This is a genomic window from Paenibacillus camelliae, assembly GCF_023715345.1.
GTDB classification, from domain to species: Bacteria; Bacillota; Bacilli; order Paenibacillales; family Paenibacillaceae; genus Pristimantibacillus; species Pristimantibacillus camelliae.
This window is the reverse complement of the sequence record NZ_JAMBNY010000002.1, coordinates 255,617-275,328: the sequence shown is the minus strand read 5'-3', so window position 1 is coordinate 275,328 and position 19,712 is coordinate 255,617. Positions and strand designations below refer to the sequence as shown.

General features: G+C 42.5%; 23 protein-coding genes. 17 read left to right on the top strand and 6 right to left on the bottom strand.

Going from position 1 to position 19,712, the window contains the following annotated elements:
• Positions 1–79 precede the first annotated feature (79 nt).
• Positions 80–373 carry a DUF6509 family protein gene (locus tag M3180_RS07405; protein WP_251666666.1) on the top strand — a complete coding sequence of 98 codons (294 nt, stop codon included), beginning with the start codon at positions 80–82 and terminating at the stop codon, positions 371–373.
• A gap of 52 nt (positions 374–425) precedes the next feature.
• On the opposite strand, the gene M3180_RS07400 is transcribed toward M3180_RS07405, so the two are convergent.
• A complete protein-coding gene (locus tag M3180_RS07400; RefSeq protein ID WP_251666665.1) occupies positions 426–1,766 on the bottom strand; it encodes a hypothetical protein in 1,341 nt (446 codons plus the stop codon).
• Between the two features lie 661 nt (positions 1,767–2,427).
• On the opposite strand from M3180_RS07400, the gene nagZ reads away from it, so the two are divergent.
• Positions 2,428–4,170: a beta-N-acetylhexosaminidase gene (gene nagZ, locus M3180_RS07395; protein ID WP_251666664.1), complete on the top strand. Its 1,743-nt coding sequence runs from the start codon at positions 2,428–2,430 to the stop codon at positions 4,168–4,170.
• A 58-nt stretch (positions 4,171–4,228) separates the two neighbouring features.
• Here the strand turns inward: nagZ and M3180_RS07390 are convergent, their stop codons facing one another.
• Together M3180_RS07390 and M3180_RS07385 are read right to left on the bottom strand one after the other, a co-directional pair.
• Entirely contained in the window at positions 4,229–4,390 is a 162-nt protein-coding gene (locus M3180_RS07390; RefSeq protein ID WP_251666663.1) for a mechanosensitive ion channel protein MscL, read from the bottom strand.
• A gap of 83 nt (positions 4,391–4,473) precedes the next feature.
• On the bottom strand, positions 4,474–4,776 hold the full coding sequence (locus tag M3180_RS07385; RefSeq protein ID WP_251666662.1) for a DUF2627 domain-containing protein: 303 nt from the start codon (positions 4,774–4,776) through the stop codon (positions 4,474–4,476).
• Positions 4,777–4,960: 184 nt separating this feature from the next.
• On the opposite strand from M3180_RS07385, the gene lpdA reads away from it, so the two are divergent.
• From lpdA to lipB, 5 genes are all read left to right on the top strand, one after another.
• Complete coding sequence (gene lpdA, locus M3180_RS07380; RefSeq protein ID WP_251666661.1) at positions 4,961–6,388, top strand: dihydrolipoyl dehydrogenase; 1,428 nt, start codon at positions 4,961–4,963, stop codon at positions 6,386–6,388.
• Positions 6,389–6,485: 97 nt separating this feature from the next.
• Complete coding sequence (locus M3180_RS07375) at positions 6,486–7,517, top strand: thiamine pyrophosphate-dependent dehydrogenase E1 component subunit alpha (RefSeq protein WP_251666660.1); 1,032 nt, start codon at positions 6,486–6,488, stop codon at positions 7,515–7,517.
• The gene (locus M3180_RS07370) at positions 7,517–8,500 is read left to right on the top strand and encodes an alpha-ketoacid dehydrogenase subunit beta (RefSeq protein WP_251666659.1); all 984 of its coding nucleotides are present in this window, start codon (positions 7,517–7,519) and stop codon (positions 8,498–8,500) included. Before M3180_RS07375 ends, M3180_RS07370 begins: the two co-directional genes overlap by 1 nt.
• 31 nt (positions 8,501–8,531) lie before the next feature.
• Positions 8,532–9,830 (top strand): dihydrolipoamide acetyltransferase family protein, encoded by a 1,299-nt coding sequence (locus tag M3180_RS07365; protein ID WP_251666658.1) that lies wholly within the window; start codon positions 8,532–8,534, stop codon positions 9,828–9,830.
• A gap of 85 nt (positions 9,831–9,915) precedes the next feature.
• Complete coding sequence (gene lipB / locus M3180_RS07360) at positions 9,916–10,605, top strand: lipoyl(octanoyl) transferase LipB (protein WP_251666657.1); 690 nt, start codon at positions 9,916–9,918, stop codon at positions 10,603–10,605.
• A gap of 9 nt (positions 10,606–10,614) precedes the next feature.
• On the opposite strand, the gene prli42 is transcribed toward lipB, so the two are convergent.
• Positions 10,615–10,713: a stressosome-associated protein Prli42 gene (gene prli42, locus M3180_RS07355; protein ID WP_251666656.1), complete on the bottom strand. Its 99-nt coding sequence runs from the start codon at positions 10,711–10,713 to the stop codon at positions 10,615–10,617.
• An 84-nt stretch (positions 10,714–10,797) separates the two neighbouring features.
• Here prli42 and M3180_RS07350 point away from each other — a divergent pair, with 84 nt between their 5' ends.
• Positions 10,798–11,934: a M20/M25/M40 family metallo-hydrolase gene (locus tag M3180_RS07350; RefSeq protein ID WP_251666655.1), complete on the top strand. Its 1,137-nt coding sequence runs from the start codon at positions 10,798–10,800 to the stop codon at positions 11,932–11,934.
• A gap of 32 nt (positions 11,935–11,966) precedes the next feature.
• On the opposite strand, the gene M3180_RS07345 is transcribed toward M3180_RS07350, so the two are convergent.
• Positions 11,967–12,116, bottom strand: coding sequence for a hypothetical protein (locus tag M3180_RS07345; RefSeq protein ID WP_251666654.1), 150 nt, complete (start codon positions 12,114–12,116; stop codon positions 11,967–11,969).
• 92 nt (positions 12,117–12,208) lie between these two features.
• On the opposite strand from M3180_RS07345, the gene M3180_RS07340 reads away from it, so the two are divergent.
• From M3180_RS07340 to M3180_RS07300, 9 genes are all read left to right on the top strand, one after another.
• Positions 12,209–12,760, top strand: a complete 552-nt coding sequence (locus tag M3180_RS07340; RefSeq protein WP_251666653.1) for an NUDIX domain-containing protein — start codon at positions 12,209–12,211, stop codon at positions 12,758–12,760.
• A 106-nt stretch (positions 12,761–12,866) separates the two neighbouring features.
• Positions 12,867–13,472: a stage II sporulation protein M gene (gene spoIIM, locus M3180_RS07335; protein WP_251666652.1), complete on the top strand. Its 606-nt coding sequence runs from the start codon at positions 12,867–12,869 to the stop codon at positions 13,470–13,472.
• A gap of 91 nt (positions 13,473–13,563) precedes the next feature.
• Complete coding sequence (gene fur / locus M3180_RS07330) at positions 13,564–14,019, top strand: ferric iron uptake transcriptional regulator (RefSeq protein WP_251666651.1); 456 nt, start codon at positions 13,564–13,566, stop codon at positions 14,017–14,019.
• Between the two features lie 122 nt (positions 14,020–14,141).
• Complete coding sequence (locus M3180_RS07325) at positions 14,142–14,363, top strand: DUF4227 family protein (RefSeq protein WP_251666650.1); 222 nt, start codon at positions 14,142–14,144, stop codon at positions 14,361–14,363.
• Positions 14,364–14,403: 40 nt separating this feature from the next.
• On the top strand, positions 14,404–15,294 hold the full coding sequence (gene xerD, locus M3180_RS07320) for a site-specific tyrosine recombinase XerD (RefSeq protein WP_251666649.1): 891 nt from the start codon (positions 14,404–14,406) through the stop codon (positions 15,292–15,294).
• A gap of 30 nt (positions 15,295–15,324) precedes the next feature.
• Entirely contained in the window at positions 15,325–16,506 is a 1,182-nt protein-coding gene (deoB, locus tag M3180_RS07315; protein ID WP_251666796.1) for a phosphopentomutase, read from the top strand.
• Positions 16,507–16,548: 42 nt separating this feature from the next.
• Positions 16,549–17,367, top strand: coding sequence for a purine-nucleoside phosphorylase (locus tag M3180_RS07310; protein WP_251666648.1), 819 nt, complete (start codon positions 16,549–16,551; stop codon positions 17,365–17,367).
• A 128-nt stretch (positions 17,368–17,495) separates the two neighbouring features.
• On the top strand, positions 17,496–17,675 hold the full coding sequence (locus M3180_RS07305) for an aspartyl-phosphate phosphatase Spo0E family protein (protein ID WP_251666647.1): 180 nt from the start codon (positions 17,496–17,498) through the stop codon (positions 17,673–17,675).
• Positions 17,676–17,723: 48 nt separating this feature from the next.
• A complete protein-coding gene (locus M3180_RS07300) occupies positions 17,724–19,058 on the top strand; it encodes a pyrimidine-nucleoside phosphorylase (protein ID WP_251666646.1) in 1,335 nt (444 codons plus the stop codon).
• An 83-nt stretch (positions 19,059–19,141) separates the two neighbouring features.
• On the opposite strand, the gene M3180_RS07295 is transcribed toward M3180_RS07300, so the two are convergent.
• Positions 19,142–19,489: a VOC family protein gene (locus tag M3180_RS07295; protein ID WP_251666645.1), complete on the bottom strand. Its 348-nt coding sequence runs from the start codon at positions 19,487–19,489 to the stop codon at positions 19,142–19,144.
• Between the last annotated feature and the right edge of the window lie 223 nt (positions 19,490–19,712).

Sequence of the window (19,712 nt, the reverse complement as noted above, 5' to 3'; positions counted from 1 at the left end):
AGAACACCGGTCATAGCATAAGCGGATTAGCAATGGTATAATACGTAGAAGTGAGATTGAAAAGGAGAAACGAATCGATATGTTTAGTTTACATGAATATACTGTTGAGGCAGTTGCTGACCCATTCCGAATATTAAGTGGGGAGCGCTATGAATTTATAATTGATGTTGAAGTAGAAGAGGACGATGAACTGCATCACGAAGAAGGTGTGAGACTTCGCGTTGTCTATGCTGTGAACGATGGTCAGGGTAAAATCGTGAAGTATGAGTTTCAAACCGCTGATGCTGGCAAGTATATAGACATCGAGATGGAGGACGATGAGCTTGCGATGGTTGAGCAATTTTGTGCAGAAACCTATACCCAAGCAATATAATAGACATTAAAACGGAGGGACCTATGAAGGTCTCCTCCGTTTTTTTACGAACTTATTTATAATCCGTACCACCTAAATAATTGTAGAACGCGATATTAGCCCAGAACTCATAGCTTTCAACTTCAACCTCTGGATTAACTTCTTTGAATCCAGCGGCAATGCTTTCTACTTGTTCATTCAAGGAGAACGTTTGAGCATAGTAGTTGCCTAGAGTGACCTTGTTGTTAGAGATCGTTACATACTCATCAAGTTCAGTGTTTGAGTAATAGAGTGGCTGCCACCATGAATTAATAATTAAGCCTGGCTCATCATCGGCATCCTTTTTAGCATAGTCAATAATAATTTTTTGGAACTTTTCTTTATCTTCAATGGAGTTGAATTCAAAGCTTAGGTCATATTCCTTAGAATATGCGACATAGTTGCCGTTAGCGATCTGCTTCACTTGGAACGATTCGGACTGCTCAGGCTCACCCCATTCTTTAAGATATAAGAAGGCAGATGTTTTTGGTTCAAGCTGAACTTTAGCTTCTAATCCTTCACTGCGCAGTAAGCCGATTAGCTGAATTGCATGCGTTAGATCTGAATGTCCGTACGTAAGTGTATATTCATCTACAAAATTAGCCTCGAAGCGTGCATCCTTAAAGTTATAGCCCGTAATAATATTTTGCTCAAGTGCGGCATCGACAATTTCTTGTAGCTCGCTTACTTGAATGATGTCAGCTGTATTATAAGCAGCAATTAGCTCAGATATAAGGTTAGCATCTGTTGAATTAGCAATATAATTTTTATAGTTACCGTTGTAGCTAGTAATTTCGCCGAGTATGTATTGAACAAATTCTGCACTTGCAGGTTTATTAGAATCGAATTCATCATAATATTGCTCAGGAATGATGCCGTTATCAATGGCAACAGCTAGCTCCTGTGCAACATGCTTGTACCAATCAGATGATGTTGAGTTAATGTTAGCAAGCGCAGCATCTATTTTCTCTGTTGTGTAGGTAGCTGCAAGCTCCTTTAAGCCAGCTGCTCGTACAGCAATAATGGCAGCGATCCATGGCTGAAGCTGTTGATCTGCCTGAATCGTAGTTCCTGTTAAATGTCCTTTTTCATAAAGCTCTGCTACTGCTGCGTAGTGCTCATTACTGCTTTCTACATCGTTAAAGCGATAATCAGTTTTTGTTGCTTCACCTGGTAGAAGATCTGCAACGTATTGAATAAATTGCCCCTTTGTCGCATGCTCATTAACAGTAATATCATATTTCGCACTCAAAAAAGTACCATATTCCTTTGCAGTAGGTGCAGCAGCTAAAATTGGCTGTGCAAGAGGCAGTAATGCAACGGATGCTGCAACTGTAAGTGCAGCGATTGTTTTTGTTTTAGATTTCCAAGCCATTTCCTATCTCCTCCATAATTCCTAGTATTCTTATATGAATTAATATTAAACGTAATGGAATAGATTGTCTAAACAAATATTGGCAATTGCTCTCTAGTTGGACTGTCTGCATTATCCAGCATTAAAGTTGCTAAAATAAAAAATGCAACCGATATTATCAGTTGCATAAAATTGTTTGCAGTTCTATGAAACTATCTCACATTTCAAGGTGTTTCGTTTTACTTGAATATATTCACCTGATGTTTTATTCATAACCTGTGATACTTCCTTGGTATGTGTGATCTCGACCCAATCATTTTGAATATCCACCAATATATTTATTTCCATATCATTATTATATTTTAAGCCGCTATAACATAATTTCGTCATCATCTTCATCCCTCTCAGCATTAATTATGTAGTAAATGATAATATCACAAGCTCTTTCATGTTATCTACTTCAATTATACTACAAATCAATGATGCTTTTCATATAACAGTTATTTTCACGAAACAGTCAGTACTTGGGAGAAAGAAGAAGGGGTTATAATGAGAAGTCTCATTGCGGGTTTGCTTTGCCGCTTTTTACCATTTATATTAAAAACCAATTGCAGTTACAATAGATTAACGGTAAATATTAACTCTTAAATTAGCTTTAAAAAAGCAGAGAGGGTGATGGAACATGAGAAGAAAAAGAAATAAACGAACTAAGCTGCGTATTTTTACAATTCTACTTGTAATTTTAGCCTTAATGGTTGGCGGTTATTATGCAATCAAAGAAAATGACAGCGAGCAGACGCCAGTTAAAGAAAGTCCAATGATAAATAAACCTTCTGATAAAAATATAGTGGGTTCGAAGAATGATCAGAATTCAAATCTTGAGAATTTAGTAGAAGAAACGTTTTACTTATCCAAGGAAGGTAAAGTTCCGAACATATCCTTTGTTTCAGGTAAAACAGAGTGGAAAGAAGTTAATAATGAGTGGGGAAAATCGGACGATATGTCGGACACTGCTAAAGGTAGGTATGAGGAATACGAACGTCATCATTCTACAATCGGATATGTCGATCAGACTGTAAATGACATACGATCCTTTGATCCTGAACTACAAAAAATATCTTTAGATGAAATTAAGGAAACTGGTGGAGAACCCGATGCTATTCGATACTATAAAGATTCGACTTATGACCAAATGATTCTTGTCTATCATGCAACGTCCTCTACGGATTTATTATGGGTTTTGCCTAAACCAACTGAGCAGGAGCCAAATCCTAGAGTGCACCATATCTCACTCTATACACAGATGGACAAAGCTCCAGTTCAACAAGAAAATCAAATCATTTCAGACATTATAGCTAACATGAGTGTAGAAGATAAAATCGGGCAGATGATTCTTGCTGGACTTTCCGGGACTACAATGGATGAGAACGATAAAAAAATAATAGGCGAATTACATGTTGGAGGAATTATTTTTTACAAAAGAAATTTTGAAAACCCTGAACAGACTGTCCAACTTGTGAATCAGTTGAATGCAGGAAATCGATCGAATCTACCGCTTTTTTTAGGCGTTGACCAAGAAGGAAGAAGAGTAACGAGATTGCCGGGTGGTCTTGTAAACTTTCCTACCAATAAAGAGATTGGACAGGTAAATGATCCTGATTTTTCTTATAAAGTTGGAACACTGTTAGGTCATGAATTAAAACAATTTGGTCTAAACCTCAATTTTGCACCTGTTCTTGATATTAACAGCAATCCAATGAACCCTGTTATCGGCGATCGAGCATTTGGCGACAGTTTGGAGATAGTAAGTGAACTTGGAATCCAAACAATGAAAGGGATTCAATCGCAAGACGTCATCCCTACAATTAAGCATTTTCCTGGTCACGGCGATACATCGGTTGATTCTCATCTTGAACTCCCAATTGTAAATAAAAGCCTTAAGGAACTAAAAAAACTAGAATTAATTCCGTTTGAACGTGCGATTGAACAGGGCGCAGATGTTGTGATGGTTGCCCATATCTTATTGCCTGAATTGGATAAAAACAATCCGTCGTCCATGTCAAAAGCTGTCATGACGGATCTTCTTAGAAAACAACTTAATTTCACGGGAGTAATTATAACAGACGATATGACCATGGGAGCTATCACAGAACATTTCGATATTGGCAAGGCAGCTGTAGAATCTGTAAAGGCCGGAAGCGATATTATTTTGGTAGGGCATGACTATAATAATGTTGTCAAGGTTATCTCCTCTATAAAAGTCGCTGTTCAATATGGGGAGATTTCAGAACAAAGACTAAATGAAAGTGTAGAAAAAATAATTCAACTAAAAAGGAAATATAAAATTAATGATAGTAAAGTAGAGAATCCTAACATAGATGAACTAAATGAATCAATGAATAGTCTTTTGGATTCCGTAAATTAGTTTGCGTACTTAGAGAATTGTTGCAAAAATCATTTAAAATAAAATAGACGCTTCGATATTAGTATTCGAAGCGTCTAGACAGGTATACGTTCGCACCGTATTTTTCAACAAGCTGTTGGAACTGATGATCAATGAACATTTGTAATTCACGCAAACGCGAAGTCATCGGTCTTAACGTATCTATTTTTTCTCCATCAACAATGACGTCGAAGACGATCATAGCTTTCACCACCTTCCTGTACTGAGATCAGTATAGAGGTGAATTGTTAATGGATCATTAAATGAAAATTAACAGCTTGTAAATTATAAATTAGTTTTTGTCGGCTTAGGCGGCTTGTTTCGTTTTTCCTTGAAACGAGGGGCTACATAGTTTCGTTTACGATCACGGTAGAACGTCCAGCCAGCAATAAAGCCGGCACCCGCGGCAAACATAATGAAGCCAAGAATAAATTTACCCCACGCAAAGCTAGGCTGCAAGGTTTCATTCCCGAATGCACTCCAATAGTCAAAGAGAGAATCCTTCATTTTCAAAAAACCAAAGCAAGCAATAATTCCTGGCACTACTAGCAGAATGATTGCAATTAGTCGCTGAATTGTTAATCTCATCAGTAAACTCCTTCTATGATCAAAGTCAGTAGACGGTTAGTCATATCGAATATCGTACCATAAAACTCCAAATAAAGGTATACCGCTCGAAAGAACGGTGCGAGATGTGTTAAAAAGAGTTACAATAAGGAAATAGCTTATGAATTTACTCACAATTGAACTTATATAAATGGAGGTTTTATACATGGCAATTCAAGTGGATGTTGCAATTTTAGGGGGAGGTCCTGGTGGTTATACGGCAGCCATACGAGCTGCCCAGCAAGGCAAATCAGTCGCAATTATTGAGATGGATAAAGTCGGAGGGACCTGCCTGCATCGTGGGTGTATACCTTCAAAGTCACTACTACGAAGCGCTGAAGTATATCGTACGATATTACAATCCTCTAAATACGGTATAGCGATAAATAGTGAGCATGTTACATATGATTTTAATGATGTGCAGCAAACAAAGCTGGACAAGGTAGATCAGCTATTCAAAGGGCTGCAAGGTCTTATGAAGCGCCATCGTATTCAGATGATCCATGGTAAAGGCCGTGTTACCGGACCATCAATCTTTTCTCCGCGCAGTGGGGCAATAGCGGTCGAACTTGCAGATGGTGAGATGGAGTCAGTGGTTGGCCAACATGTTATTATCGCGACTGGATCGAAGCCTCGCAGTCTCCCAGGACTTGAGCCGGACGGTAAGGTCATACTTAGTAGTGATCATGCTTTGGAGCTGGACAAGCTGCCAGAAAGCATGCTTGTCGTAGGCGGTGGAGTGATTGGTGTAGAATGGGCAACGCTGTTGCATGATTTTGGTGTACAAGTTACCGTCGTAGAGGTTGGCGCAAGATTACTGCCAGGTGAAGATACAGAAATTTCACTAGAGATGACTCGTCAGCTGACAAAGCGTGGCATTCGTGTGTTGACTGGTGTACAGCTTGATACAGAAAGCTTTACTGTGCAGAATGAAGGGTTCACTATTCGGGCGCAAACAGCAGATGGGGATGTCGTGCTGGATAGCAATCAGATGCTTGTTTCTGTTGGACGTGCTGCGAATGTTGAAGATATTGGGCTGGAGAATACCGATGTTAAGGTGAAGAATGGCTTTATAGCTGTTAATGAGGTAGGTCAAACGTCAGAGCCTCATATTTATGCGATCGGAGATGCTATTGGCGGTGTTCAGCTAGCACATGCAGCTTCTCATGAAGGAATTGTTGCAGCGGACCATATCTGTGGTCAGCCGGTGCATCCTGTTGCTTCCCATCTTATTCCTCGATGCATCTATTCTTACCCTGAGGTTGCATCATATGGCTACACTGAAGCTGCGGCTGTAGCAGCTGGCTTTGAGCTGAAAAAAGCAAAGGTGCCATTTGCTGCAATCGGCAAGGCCATTATATCTGGTCACTCTGAAGGCTTTGTGAAGGTCATTGCTGATAAGGCGACAGATGATATATTAGGGGTGCATATCATTGGTCAGCATGCTACAGAATTAATCAGTGAGGCGGCGCTTTCTGGATGGCTTAATGCAGCGCCATGGGAGGTTGGTATGATGGTTCATCCGCATCCAACATTATCAGAAGCGATTGCAGAAGCGATGCTAGGTGTAGATGGACGTTCAATTTCATTATAAATGTCACATATTATTTTGTGAACGATAAGAGTATAATAGTACTATGACATGGTATTAGTACCAGGTTTTAATTTAACTAAAAGAGGAGGAAGATAATATGTCACTATTGTCTTCGACAAGTCAACAAGCGAAGCATCAGCAACTAGGATTGAGTAATGAAACGCTAGTGGCGATGTATACGCATATGCTCACAGCAAGAATGTTTGATGAGCGAATGATGCTTATGCAGCGCGCAGGAAAAATCAATTTTCACGTATCTGGCATCGGCCAAGAGGTCGCGCAGGTTGCAGCTGCATATGCATTGGACCGGGACAATGATTATTTTCTTCCTTATTACCGTGATTATGGCTTCGTGCTTTCAGTTGGTATGACACTTCGAGATTTATTCCTGTCTGCTTTTGCTAAAGCAGAGGATCCGAATAGTGGTGGTAGACAAATGCCTGGGCATTTTGGCTCTAAGCGTCTACGTATCGTAACAGGCTCTAGTCCGGTAACGACACAGGTGCCGCATGCCGTAGGCTTAGCGCTGGCTGCAAAAATGAAAAATAAAAGCTTCGTAAGCTTTGTTACCTTCGGGGAAGGCTCAAGCAATCAAGGTGACTTTCATGAAGGCAGCAACTTTGCAGCCGTCCATAAGTTACCCGTTATATTAATGTGTGAAAACAACCAATATGCGATCTCTGTACCTGTGCACAAGCAAGTAGCAGGGAAGATCTCTGACCGCGCGCTTGGCTATGGAATGCATGGAGAGCGTGTCGATGGAAATGATGCGCTTGAGGTTTACCGTGTTGTGAAGGAAGCAAGAGAGCGTGCCGTTAAAGGTGAAGGTCCAACGCTAATTGAAGCGATGATGTATCGTATTTCTCCACATTCAACGTCAGATAATGACCTTGCCTATCGAACGAAGGAAGAAGTCGAACACCATCGTGCACTTGACGGATTACCTCGCTTCAGAATGTACATTGAAGAGCTGGGCCTATGGAATGACGAGCTAGAGCGCACACTGCGCGAGGAGATTAAAAAGCAGCTGGATGAAGCTAGCAGCTATGCCGATAAAGCTCCTTTCCCTACGCCAGAATCGGTACTCGATCATGTGTATGCTGATACGCGCAAGGAGGAGAAACACTAATGCCAACAATGAGTTATATAGATGCGATTCGCACGGCGATGGCGGAAGAAATGGAACGCGATGATAACGTGTTCGTGTTAGGTGAAGACGTAGGCGTCAAGGGTGGCGTGTTTACTACTACGAAAGGGCTGTATGAGCAATTTGGTGAAATGAGAGCACTCGATACACCGTTGTCGGAATCTGCGATTGCTGGAGTAGCCATTGGAGCTGCGATGTACGGCATGCGTCCGATTGCAGAAATGCAATACTCCGACTTTATGTTTCCTGCTACGAACCAAATTATTAGTGAAGCAGCTAAAATCCGATATCGGTCAAACAATGACTGGAATTGTCCTGTCGTAATACGTGCGCCGATTGGCGGCGGCGTATTCGGTGGACTATACCATTCCCAGTGTCCAGAGTCTGTATTCTTTGGTACGCCTGGCTTGAAAATTGTTGCACCTTATCGACCATATGATGCAAAGGGTTTGCTAAAAGCAGCCATTCGTGATGAAGATCCAGTATTATACTTTGAGAATAAAAAGAGCTACCGCCTCATTAGTGGTGAAGTGCCAGAGGAAGATTACGTCGTAGAGATTGGCAAGGCGAATGTACTTCGTGAGGGCGATGATATTACCGTTATTGGCTATAGCTTGCCGCTTCGGTTTGTTGAGCAGGCAGCAGAAGAGCTTGCTGAGGAAGGGATTAGCACCCATATATTAGATCTTCGCACCATTCAGCCGCTCGACAAGGAAGCGATTCTGGAAGCGGTAAGACGTACTGGTAAAGTGCTAATTGTGCATGAGGATAATAAAACAGGCGGCGTTGGAGCTGAAGTAGCTGCAATTATTGCAGAGGAACTTCTGTTCGAGCTTGATGCACCAATTATGCGTTTATGTGGCCCTGACGTACCTGCCATGCCGATTAACCCTCCAGGTGAAAAGTTCTTCTTACTGAATACGGAAAAGGTGAAGGCCGCAATGAAGCAGTTAGCTGATTTTTAGCTAGTCTGAAACGTTAGGAGTTGATCGATAAATGAGTGTTATAACTGAAATTACATTGCCACAGCTTGCAGAATCACAAGTGTCAGCTACGATCGATCGTTGGCTAAAGCAGCCAGGCGATTGGGTGGACGAATACGAACCAATCTGTGAGATTAATACGGATAAAGTTAATGCAGAAATTCCGTCCACAGTTGCAGGTAAGCTGACAAAAATATTAGTAGGAACTGGTGAAGATGTTCCAGTGGGTACAGCAATTTGCATTATTGAAAGTGAGGGCTCTGAGCAAGCTGCTGAGCCATCGCCAGTCAATGAGGCTGTCAGCGCCACCACTGTGCATACCAATGCCACAGCCACAGGAAGCGATACTTCCATGCGTGGACGTTATTCACCCGCTGTTCAAACCTTGGCAAGTCAGCACGGTATATCGCTGGAGCATGTTCAGGGAACGGGCTTAGGCGGTAGAATTACACGCAAGGACGTGCTTGCCTATGTTGCTTCTGGGGCACGTGAGGTTCGACAACCAGAAAAGCCAATTGAGCAATCGAGTCAACAGGTTCGCACAACAGGCATCCATCTTTCTGAGTCTCCGCGTCTACCTAAAATAGAACTCGATGATCCATATGCAGGAGGTCGCGGTGAGACCTATATTGACGTTACACCTATTCGCAACACGATTGCTCGTAATATGAGACAAAGTGTGAGTGAAATTCCGCATGCGTGGACAATGATCGAGGTAGACGTTACAAATCTAGTTATGATTCGCAATAAATTTAAAGATGAGTTTAAGAAGCGTGAGGGCGTGAACTTGACCTATCTTGCTTTTCTCATTAAAGCAGTCGTTAACGCGATACGAGATTTCCCGATTATGAACTCCGTATGGGCTGTTGACAAAATTATTGTGAAGCGGGATATAAACATATCGCTAGCCGTTGGTACGGAGGACTCCGTCATGACACCGGTCATTAAAAATGCTGACCATAAAAATGTCGCAGGCATCGCGAAGGAAATTGAGGAATTAGCACATAAAACACGCGAAGGAAAGCTTACACTTTCAGATATGCAGGGCGGAACATTTACGGTTAATAACACAGGCTCCTTTGGTTCCATTCTGTCTTATCCTATTATTAACTATCCGCAGGCAGCGATTCTTACGTTCGAATCAATTGTAAAAAAACCTGTCGTTATAGATGATATGATTGCTGTTCGTTCGATGGCGAATATATGCTTATCACTTGACCATCGCATACTGGATGGCGTCATCTGTGGAAGGTTCTTACAGCGTGTGAAAGAGAATCTTGAGGCTTACAATCTTGAAAGCTCAATCTACTGATATAATCGTCGTAATACTGAATTAGTGTCAGTGTTCAAGTAGGATAGAGAGCAACTTTTGAACACTTGTTAAAGGAGTGTCAGCTATGCAGAAACCTGAACAACAGCTCAGTCAGAAACAGCTGGATGCACATTATATCGGTATGCTTGATTATAAAGAGGCGTGGGATCTACAAAAACAATATGTGAAGGAAATTGACAAGGAGGAGCGCAGTGAGACGCTTCTCCTTCTTCAGCATCCACCGACCTATACACTTGGTACCGATCGTCATCCGGAGCATTTGCTATTGAATGACGCCGCGCTGCAAGAGCAAGGCATTGCCTTGTATGAAATCGATCGTGGCGGTGATATTACATATCATGGTCCAGGACAGCTTGTAGGCTACCCCCTTATCTATCTTGATGCGGCTGGTCTTGATCTACATGGATATTTACGTAACGTAGAGGAAGTCATTATTGAATGGCTTTCGCAATATGGTATAAAAGGAACAAGAAAGCAACAGTATACTGGAGTATGGGTTGGAGACGAGAAGATTACGGCAATCGGTGTAAAATTCAATCGATCACGTCAGCGTAGAGGTTTTATTACGAGTCATGGCTTTGCCCTAAACATTAAGTCAGGCATTGCATCAGACGGCTTTAGTGGTATTGTTCCTTGCGGTATTCAGGAGTTTGGTGTGACCTCATTTAATGATATCACAGGAGATCAGATGACAGTTGAAGAAGCTGCGGCGCAGATTGCTCCAATATTTAAACGGCATTTTGGCTTTGTATAAGGCTCCATTCTAAAGGAAGAAGGAGCCGATACCTGCGAACAATGTTGTGAATAATAGTGCAGCTGCTACAACAATAGCAACAATTTTAATAATTTTTTGTTGACGCATATCGAAGATATCTCCTTTCAAAAGCAACGATGAATTACAGCATTAACTCTATTGTATACGAAAAAGTAGGCTGGAGGAAACAAAATGATAGAACAAAAACGTCTTGTTCAACAATTTTTCGATCTTGTGACAGTAGATAGCGAATCTGGAAACGAGGCAGAAATTAGCAAGGTGCTGAAGCATCGGCTTCAGGAGCTTGGCTTATCCGTATCAGAGGATAACGCAGCAGAGGTAACTGGACATGGGGCTAACAATTTATTTGCCATGCTTGAAGCAACGGAGGATGCGAAGGATCAGCCAGTTATATTATTCACTTGTCATATGGACACAGTAACACCAGGTAAAGGGATCAAGCCGCGTATCGACGAGGACGGTTATATACGTTCAGATGGAACAACCATTCTGGGTAGTGACGATAAAGCAGGAATTGCTGCTTTATTCGAAGCGATTCAAGTGGTGAAGGAACAAGGGTTATCACATGCAGCAGTTCAAGTGGTTATAACGGTTGGTGAGGAATCAGGCTTGCTAGGAGCACGTGCTATCGACCCAGCGATGTTAAAGGCTACATACGGCTACGCGCTAGATTCCAATGGTGATATTGGTGATATCGCCGTTGCTGCACCAACGCAAGCTCATATCGTCATCGAGATATTTGGTAAATCTGCTCATGCTGGCGTTAGTCCAGAAAAAGGAATTAGTGCTATTCAAGTAGCTGCGAAAGCGATTAGTGCAATGAAGCTAGGTCGCATTGATCATGAAACGACAGCAAATATCGGAAGCTTTGAAGGTGGCGGTCCAACCAATATTGTGTGTGATTATGTGAAGCTTGTTGCAGAGGCGCGCAGCATTCAAGGTGAAAAGCTAGAGGCTCAGGTAGAGAGCATGAAGCAAGCCGTTGAGCATACTGCTGCTACCTATCAGGCTCGCTCCGCATTCCATAGCAATATTGTATATCCCGCGTACTGTCATACAGATGATAGTGCGGTAGTGCAACTTGCGAGCAAGGCAATTGAAGCGCTTGGCTTGAAGCCGCGCACCTTCCACTCTGGTGGGGGCAGCGATGCTAATATATTTAACGGTTTAGGTGTACCAACGGTTAATCTTGCTGTAGGCTATGAGCATATTCACACGACCGATGAACAAATTAAAGTCGATAATCTCGTTAAAACCTCACAGCTTGTCGTTGAGCTGCTAAAGCAATCGGCACAATATCAAGCTTAGCCACTTGTAAAGCTTCGTAGTCATATCAAGAGTTAGCGTTTAAATTCAGCAGAGCGATGTGTGAATTTAGATACCGTCTCTCTGCTGTTTGTGCTTATAAGCAGCTTATTTAACTCGTTTTTTATGTCACGTGCTTTTCCAGAGAACAGAATATAGTTAGGTGTAATGCTTTGCTTTGTCATAGGGTTCACTCCTCAACCTATTTTGTACAAGCCTATGAGCATCGAAGAGACAATATGACAGCAGCTTTACTTCCTTTAGGAGGAATATTGTAATGGATAAAAAAATTTGGACAGAGCCAACCATCTCAACAGAGCAAGTCTTTAAAGGTAAAGTCATTGATCTTCAGGTCGATACCGTTGAGCTTCCAGACGGTCGTACAGCAACGAGAGAGATCGTTCGCCATCCTGGAGCAGCAGCTGTAGTTGCCATTCATCAAGGAAAGATGATCGTGGTTGAGCAATATCGTAAGGCACTAGGGAAAACACAAATTGAAATTCCAGCAGGAAAGCTTGATCCTAATGAAGAACCTCATATCGCTGCTATTCGAGAACTGGAGGAGGAAACAGGTTTTATAGCTCAAGAGGTTAAGCTCCTTCATGCCTTCTATACTTCGCCAGGCTTTGCAGATGAGAAGCTATACGTCTACTACACAGATCAACTGGAAGCTGGCAAGCAAAATTTAGATGATGATGAGGATGTCATCGTTATGCAAATTACGCTTGAAGAGGCAGATTCGTATATTGCAAGCGGAGATATAAGTGATGCTAAAACGCTGCTCGCCGTATACGCATGGAAGCTGTTAGTCGCAACTGGAAAGCTATAGCAGCCGAATAGAGAATAGGTAGCTACTTATCCTGGCCAAGCAGTCATAAGCTCTATCAATCTAGCATAGGAATAGAATAGAAGCTAGAATACAAGGAGCGATTACGATGCAGGGTCAATGGAACAAGTGGATTTACCTCGGAGTTGTCATGTTTGCAGGTGCAATATGTGGCAGCATATTGCTGCAGGCGCTGCCGGCTGTTCAGCAGGAGGAGCTGAATCGAGGCATGGTGCATTATGTCGGATGGCTGCAGCAGGCTGCCTTCTTAGATCGCGCGGACCTATTCTGGAATACTTTTTTTAAGCATATGAAATGGGCAGTGGCATTTATATTACTGGGGATATCGATAATTGGTGTACCTATTGTCGTTATTCTAAATTTTTTAAAGGGCTTTTTGCTTGGGAGCTCGATCTTCATGCTTACTCAAGCCTTTGGAACGGAAGGCATATGGCTGAGCTTACTTACGATAGCTCCGCACAATATCGTTGTCATTCCAGCACTTATTGTTCTAAGCTCCTCAGCAATTTCTTTTGCTGCTTTTCTGTTCAACAATCGCATTAGAAAGCATCAAGGTGTATTATCTAGTCAACTGTTAAGCTTTTCGACTATTGCGACGGCAATGCTTCTCCTACTGGCTGCTGCCTCACTCATTGAGGTTTTTGTGACACCGAAGCTGCTTGAGTGGTATTCATCCAATACGGAGCTGCTATAAATCTCAATGATGGAATGTGTTTGACTTCTTTATAAAAAAGCTAATATAATGAAAACATATTTTAGTAGGAGATGTAGGCAGGAGGACTGTAATGCAGGCCCAGATAGATAAAATTAAACAGCAGCTTCAAGCACAGGGCTACAAATTAACTCCGCAGCGTGAAGCGACACTACGTATCTTGCTTGAGAATGAGGAAGATCATTTAAGTGCAGAGGATGTTTTTCTGCTTGTAAAAGAAATTGCACCAGAGATCGGATTAGCAACCGTCTATCGTACACTAGAATTACTTACTGAGCTTCATGTTGTAGAAAAGCTCAATTTTGGTGACGGTGTAGCTAGGTATGACTTACGAGGAGATAGTAATCGTCACCATCATCATCACTTAATTTGTGTACAGTGTGGAGACGTAAGCGAAATAAAGGATGATTGGTTGCTGCCGCTTGAGGAAAGACTACAGGAGCAATATAAATTCGAAACGGTTGATCACCGATTGGATTTTCACGGTATATGTAAAAGCTGTCGTGCAATGAGCGAACAAACAATATAAAGGTCCTGCAATATCCGTTAAGGGATGGCAGGCCTTTTTTCTTAATATAAAAGCATGTACATCATAATTTAAGTTCGTCCTACATATGGTCTAGTGAATATACATATATAGGAGGCGCCATTATGATGATGAAAGAGATGTTTCACCGGTTTATGTTCTTTCTATTGTTTGTGTTACTCGTAATTGTCATCACAGCGGCATATGACTGGGTGCAGAGCTTATTAATCGGATCGCCATACGAGCACCCAGGAGCAGATGCGGTAAAGGTATTTCAGATGAACACGGATCTAGATAGCTATAGCATACCTGATCGTCTATTATTGTTTTTCCGGTATGGCGAATAGGAATTAGGAAATGATACACTAAGTAGGAAGGAGGGATTGGATGTACGAGCAGTTTCATCAATATCTAAAAGTACTTAAGTATGAACGCAAGCTTTCTCCTAACTCCTACCAATCCTATGAGCGTGATCTTAAAAAATTTATTGGATATTTAGAGGAACAAGGCGTTACGGAATGGAATCGCGTCCATAAGCATCATGTTATGAAATATATTAATATGTTGAAGGATGCAGAGCTGAAGTCAGCAACGATTGCACGTCACATTGTATCGATACGCGCGTTATTTCACTTCCTGCTGCTGGAGGATCATATTACGTTCGATCCTTCGATATACATTGAGGCGCCGAAGCAATCGAAGCAGCAGCCTAAAACGATTACTCAGGAGACAGCGAAGGCGCTGCTTAATTCGCCAGATGTCACAACTGCTAGCGGACTGCGTGATAAGGCGATGCTTGAGCTGCTATACGCAACGGGCATACGCGTATCGGAGCTTGTAGCGCTCAATGTAGAGCATATTCATTTGTCGCTAGGTTTTATCCAGTGTATTAGTCCGAGCGGTAAGGAACGCTTCGTGCCGTTCGGCAGCTATGCAAGAGATGCCCTTGAGAGCTATCTGAATACAGGGAGAGAGCAGCTTACTACGGAGCGGACCAGCGATGACATGCTGTTCCTTAATCATCTTGGATCGCGTATCACTAGACAAGGCTTTTGGAAGCTGTTAAAGAAATACGGACAGCTAGCAGGCATCGAAGAGGAGCTTACACCTCATACGCTTCGTCATTCCGTTGCTGCTCATCTACTTCAGAACGGAGCAGATGTGTATACAGTGCAGGAGCTGCTTGGCCATGTTGATATCGTATCGACGATGAAATATACAACGCTAACGAAAAACGGAGTCAAGGATGTGTATCGCCATGCTCACCCGCGGGCGTAACGTTCTATATTAATGTGAGGAGAATTGATGATGAAATTTGATCGAATTGCAGTCATCGTGCTTGACAGTGTCGGCATTGGGGAGCTGCCTGATGCAGCTAGCTTTGGTGACGCTGGCAGCCATACGCTTGGACATATTGCAAGAGAATATGAGATGAAGCTACCGAATTTGCGTGAGCTTGGCTTAGATCGAATTGAACAAATTCATAACTGGAATCCCGATGAAAATCGTCAGCCTAAAGCATATTACGGGAAGATGGCTGAGGTTTCCGCAGGTAAGGACACGATGACAGGACATTGGGAGTTAATGGGCCTTCGTATTGATAAGCCGTTTCAAACCTTTCCCGAAGGTTTCCCTGAGGAGCTCATTCAACAATTTGAAGCACGCACAGGACGGAAGGTTATCGGCAACAAGCCAGCGAGCGGTACCGTAATATTAGATGAGCTTGGCGAGGAACAGATGAAGACGGGCGCTTGGATTGTATACACGAGTGCGGATAGTGTATTCCAGCTTGCCGCACACGAGGAGGTCATCCCTCTAGAGGAGCTGTACAACGCTTGTGAGATTGCTAGAGAGCTGACGATGGAGGAGCGTTTTTTTGTTGGAAGAGTCATCGCTCGTCCTTATATTGGACAACCTGGAAGCTTTACTCGAACACCGAATCGTCATGATTATGCAGTAAAGCCGCCAGAGCCAACGGTACTGAATGCTTTGCAGGATAAGGGCTATGACACGATAGCTGTCGGCAAAATTCATGATATATTTGATGGAGAGGGAATTAATCAATCGCATCCTACAAAAAGCAATGCAGACGGTATACATACAACGGTGGAGCTACTTAAAACGAATTTCAAAGGGATGCTCTTCGTTAATCTTGTCGATTTTGATTCACTATACGGTCACAGGCGAGATCCAATCGGATACGGTAAAGCTTTAGAGGAATTTGATGCTGCGATCCCAGCATTGCTGGAAACAATTGGGGAGAAGGATCTATTAATTATTACAGCAGATCATGGCAACGATCCAACGCATACCGGCACGGATCATACGCGTGAATACGTACCGATTCTAGCGTTTAGCCCCAGCTTCCAATCGCCATCAAGGCTGGATACTCGAGCTACATTTGCAGATTTAGGAGCAACCATAGCAGATAACTTTGGGGTTGCTGCACCTCCATCAGGAACAAGCTTTTTAAGTAAATTAATTCAATAGTACATATTCTTATGGTTAATGTAGAAGGAGGATTACGGATATATGTCAACAGCTAAGCAAATAAAAGAGGCAGCACAATTTATCGAGCAAAAATTAAGCGTCAAACCAGAAATAGGTCTAATTCTAGGATCAGGCTTAGGAGTATTAGGTGATCACATCGAGGAAGCTGTCGTTATCCCATACGAGCATATCCCTCATTTCCCAGTATCGACAGTAGAAGGGCATGCTGGAGAGCTAATGATTGGCAAGCTGTCTGGTCGAATCGTTGCATTAATGCGTGGGCGCTTCCATATGTATGAAGGGTATGGACCGGAGCTGACAGCCTTTCCGGTACGCGTCATGAAAGCAATTGGTGTCCATTCGCTCGTTGTTACGAACGCAGCAGGGGGAATAAATGAGCAGTTTGCAGCGGGGAATTTAATGCTTATCTCCGATCATCTCAATATGACGGGGAAAAACCCTTTAATTGGTGCTAACGACAATGAGCTGGGTGTACGTTTTCCAGATATGTCTGAAGCCTACAGCAAACGTTTAAGATCGATCGCTAAGGAAGTAGCATCCGAGAAGGAGATTGAGCTTGTCGAAGGTGTATATGCTGGCTTGCTTGGACCATCCTATGAAACGCCAGCCGAAATTCGGATGCTGCGTATTTTGGGAGCAGATGCCGTAGGGATGTCTACAGTAGCTGAGGTTATTGCAGCTCGCCATAGTGGTCTGGAGGTTGTCGGAATATCATGTATTAGCAATATGGCAGCAGGTATATTGGACCAGCCATTATCCCATGAAGAGGTCATGGAGACAACAGATCGAGTTAAATCTCAATTTTTAGAGCTTGTAACGTCATTAATCGCCAAAATATAAGATATCTGTCACAGAATGTTCACAATTAAAGTGCCTTAATGTGACAACCTTCGTATGCGAATTCGTCGTATAATGTCCTCAATCTAGTGTGTTTGTAATTTGATAGGTGAGGATGGTTATGGAAGGAAATGGATAGTCAACTGAATAAGAAGATTGAGATGTTACGTAAGCAGATGGAGATGACAGCAGCGCAGAAAGGCAGTCTTTTGCACAAGGACGTCATTGCAATTAGTCAGCTACTGGACGAGCATGTGCTAAAGGCACAGTATATGAAGAAGAAGGTTCAATTGTTCGAGTATGCGCTGTAAGCTGTATGCCTTCACCTAATCACTGTTAAGCACAAACTGGAGGAAACGATGAGAGCCGTAGATTTCATTCAACATAAGCGCGATGGGAAAGAACATTCTGCTCAACATATTCGAGAGTGGATTGAACAATATTGCAAAGGTGAAATTCCTGATTATCAAATGTCATCATGGCTAATGGCCGTATACTTTAATGGCATGTCTGCCATTGAAGTTGCAGCATTAACGATGGCTATGGCAGAGTCAGGAGATCAAGTCGATTTATCTGCAATTGAAGGAATTAAAGTAGATAAGCACTCGACTGGTGGCGTTGGTGATAAAACAAGTCTTATTATCGCTCCAATCGTAGCAGCGGTTGGAGTACCTGTAGCTAAGATGTCGGGACGTGGACTCGGACATACAGGAGGGACGATTGATAAGCTTGAATCGATCCAAGGATTTCATACTGAGCTGACTCAGAAGCAATTTGTCGAGCAAGTGAATTCAATTGGTGTCTCCCTAATAGGTCAAAGCGGGGATTTAGCTCCTGCGGACAAGCAGCTGTATGCATTACGTGATGTGACAGCTACAGTAGAATCGATTCCTCTCATTTCAAGCTCAATCATGAGCAAGAAGATTGCAGCTGGCGCAGATGCAATCGTGCTTGATGTGAAGACGGGAAATGGTGCCTTTATGAAGACACTTGAGGACAGCATTAAGCTGGCTGAGGCAATGGTTACCATTGGTAGTGAGGTCGGTCGCGACACGGCAGCTATTATTAGCGATATGGATCAGCCGTTAGGCTATGCGATTGGCAATGCACTAGAGGTTGCCGAGGTAATTGACACCCTCAAAGGGAAGGGGCCTGCGGATTTAACCGAGCTAAGCTTAACGCTAGCTGCACATCTTGTTCTTTTAGGTAAGAAGGCTCAGGATGAGAAGGAAGCGCGTGAATTGGTTGAAGCAGTGCTTCACAATGGACAAGCGTTAGAAAAGCTTAAGCAGCTAATTGCTGCACAAGGTGGCGATGCTACTGTTGTTGATTACCCGGATCGATTACCACAAGCTCGCTCGACCTATCATGTGGTCAGTGAGCAGCAAGGCTACGTTGCAGCGATTGAAGCTGAAGCGCTTGGCCTTGCAGCGATGAAGCTAGGAGCGGGACGTCAAACCAAAGATGATCGTATTGATCATGCGGTTGGCATTGTGCTCGGAAAAAAGGTAGGCGAATATGCGGAAAAAGGTGACGTGTTAGCTACGCTGCATGTCAACAGTGAAACGAATGAGGAGCATGAAGCTGTTCGCATCATTAAAGCTGCATTTCACATTACCGAGCAGCGGTCTGAAGCTAGACCATTACTGCAGGCGATTGTCACGAAGCATGGAGTACAGCATTTATTATCATAAAGATATAGCAAGCCTAATAAGCAAAGCAACGATAAGCTAAGCAAGTATCGAGTGAGTAAGCTCTCCCGATACTTGCTTTTTGTTTATTTACACACCATGAGTAGGTTACCATCGGGATCTTTAAAGTTAAACCAATGTCCGTTCTCAATACCCGTTACTAATTCTACATTTTTTGCATGCATAAATTCATACGCTTGATGTATATCTGCAGTTCGTAGCTGAAATGCTGGAACCTTGTAAACTTTATCTGGGGAATAGATTTGACTATCTAATACAAGATCAGGTCCTTCCATCGGAATGACAAAAATATGACCAAAATATATTTCACCTTCCGTTGGTAATCCTAAAATGTCACAATACCAATCGCGTGCCTTTTCGATACTGCTTACTGGGATAAAGACACCACCAATTTTATTCAAGATTGGATTCATAGCATTCCTCCACTAATGTTTGATGTCATCATAATTCGTTATTTTCTATATATTTCCTGCTTATAGCTTTAGAAATTTTCATCCATCGGCTTACTACGGTTAAAGTGAATAAGGAATAACGGAGTGTCAAGCTGAAGTGCAGAAAAGCTTCCTAATTTAGACTAATGCGTCCAAACTATGGAATAAAACAGAGTCAATACGTTAATAATGAATAAGTAAGTGA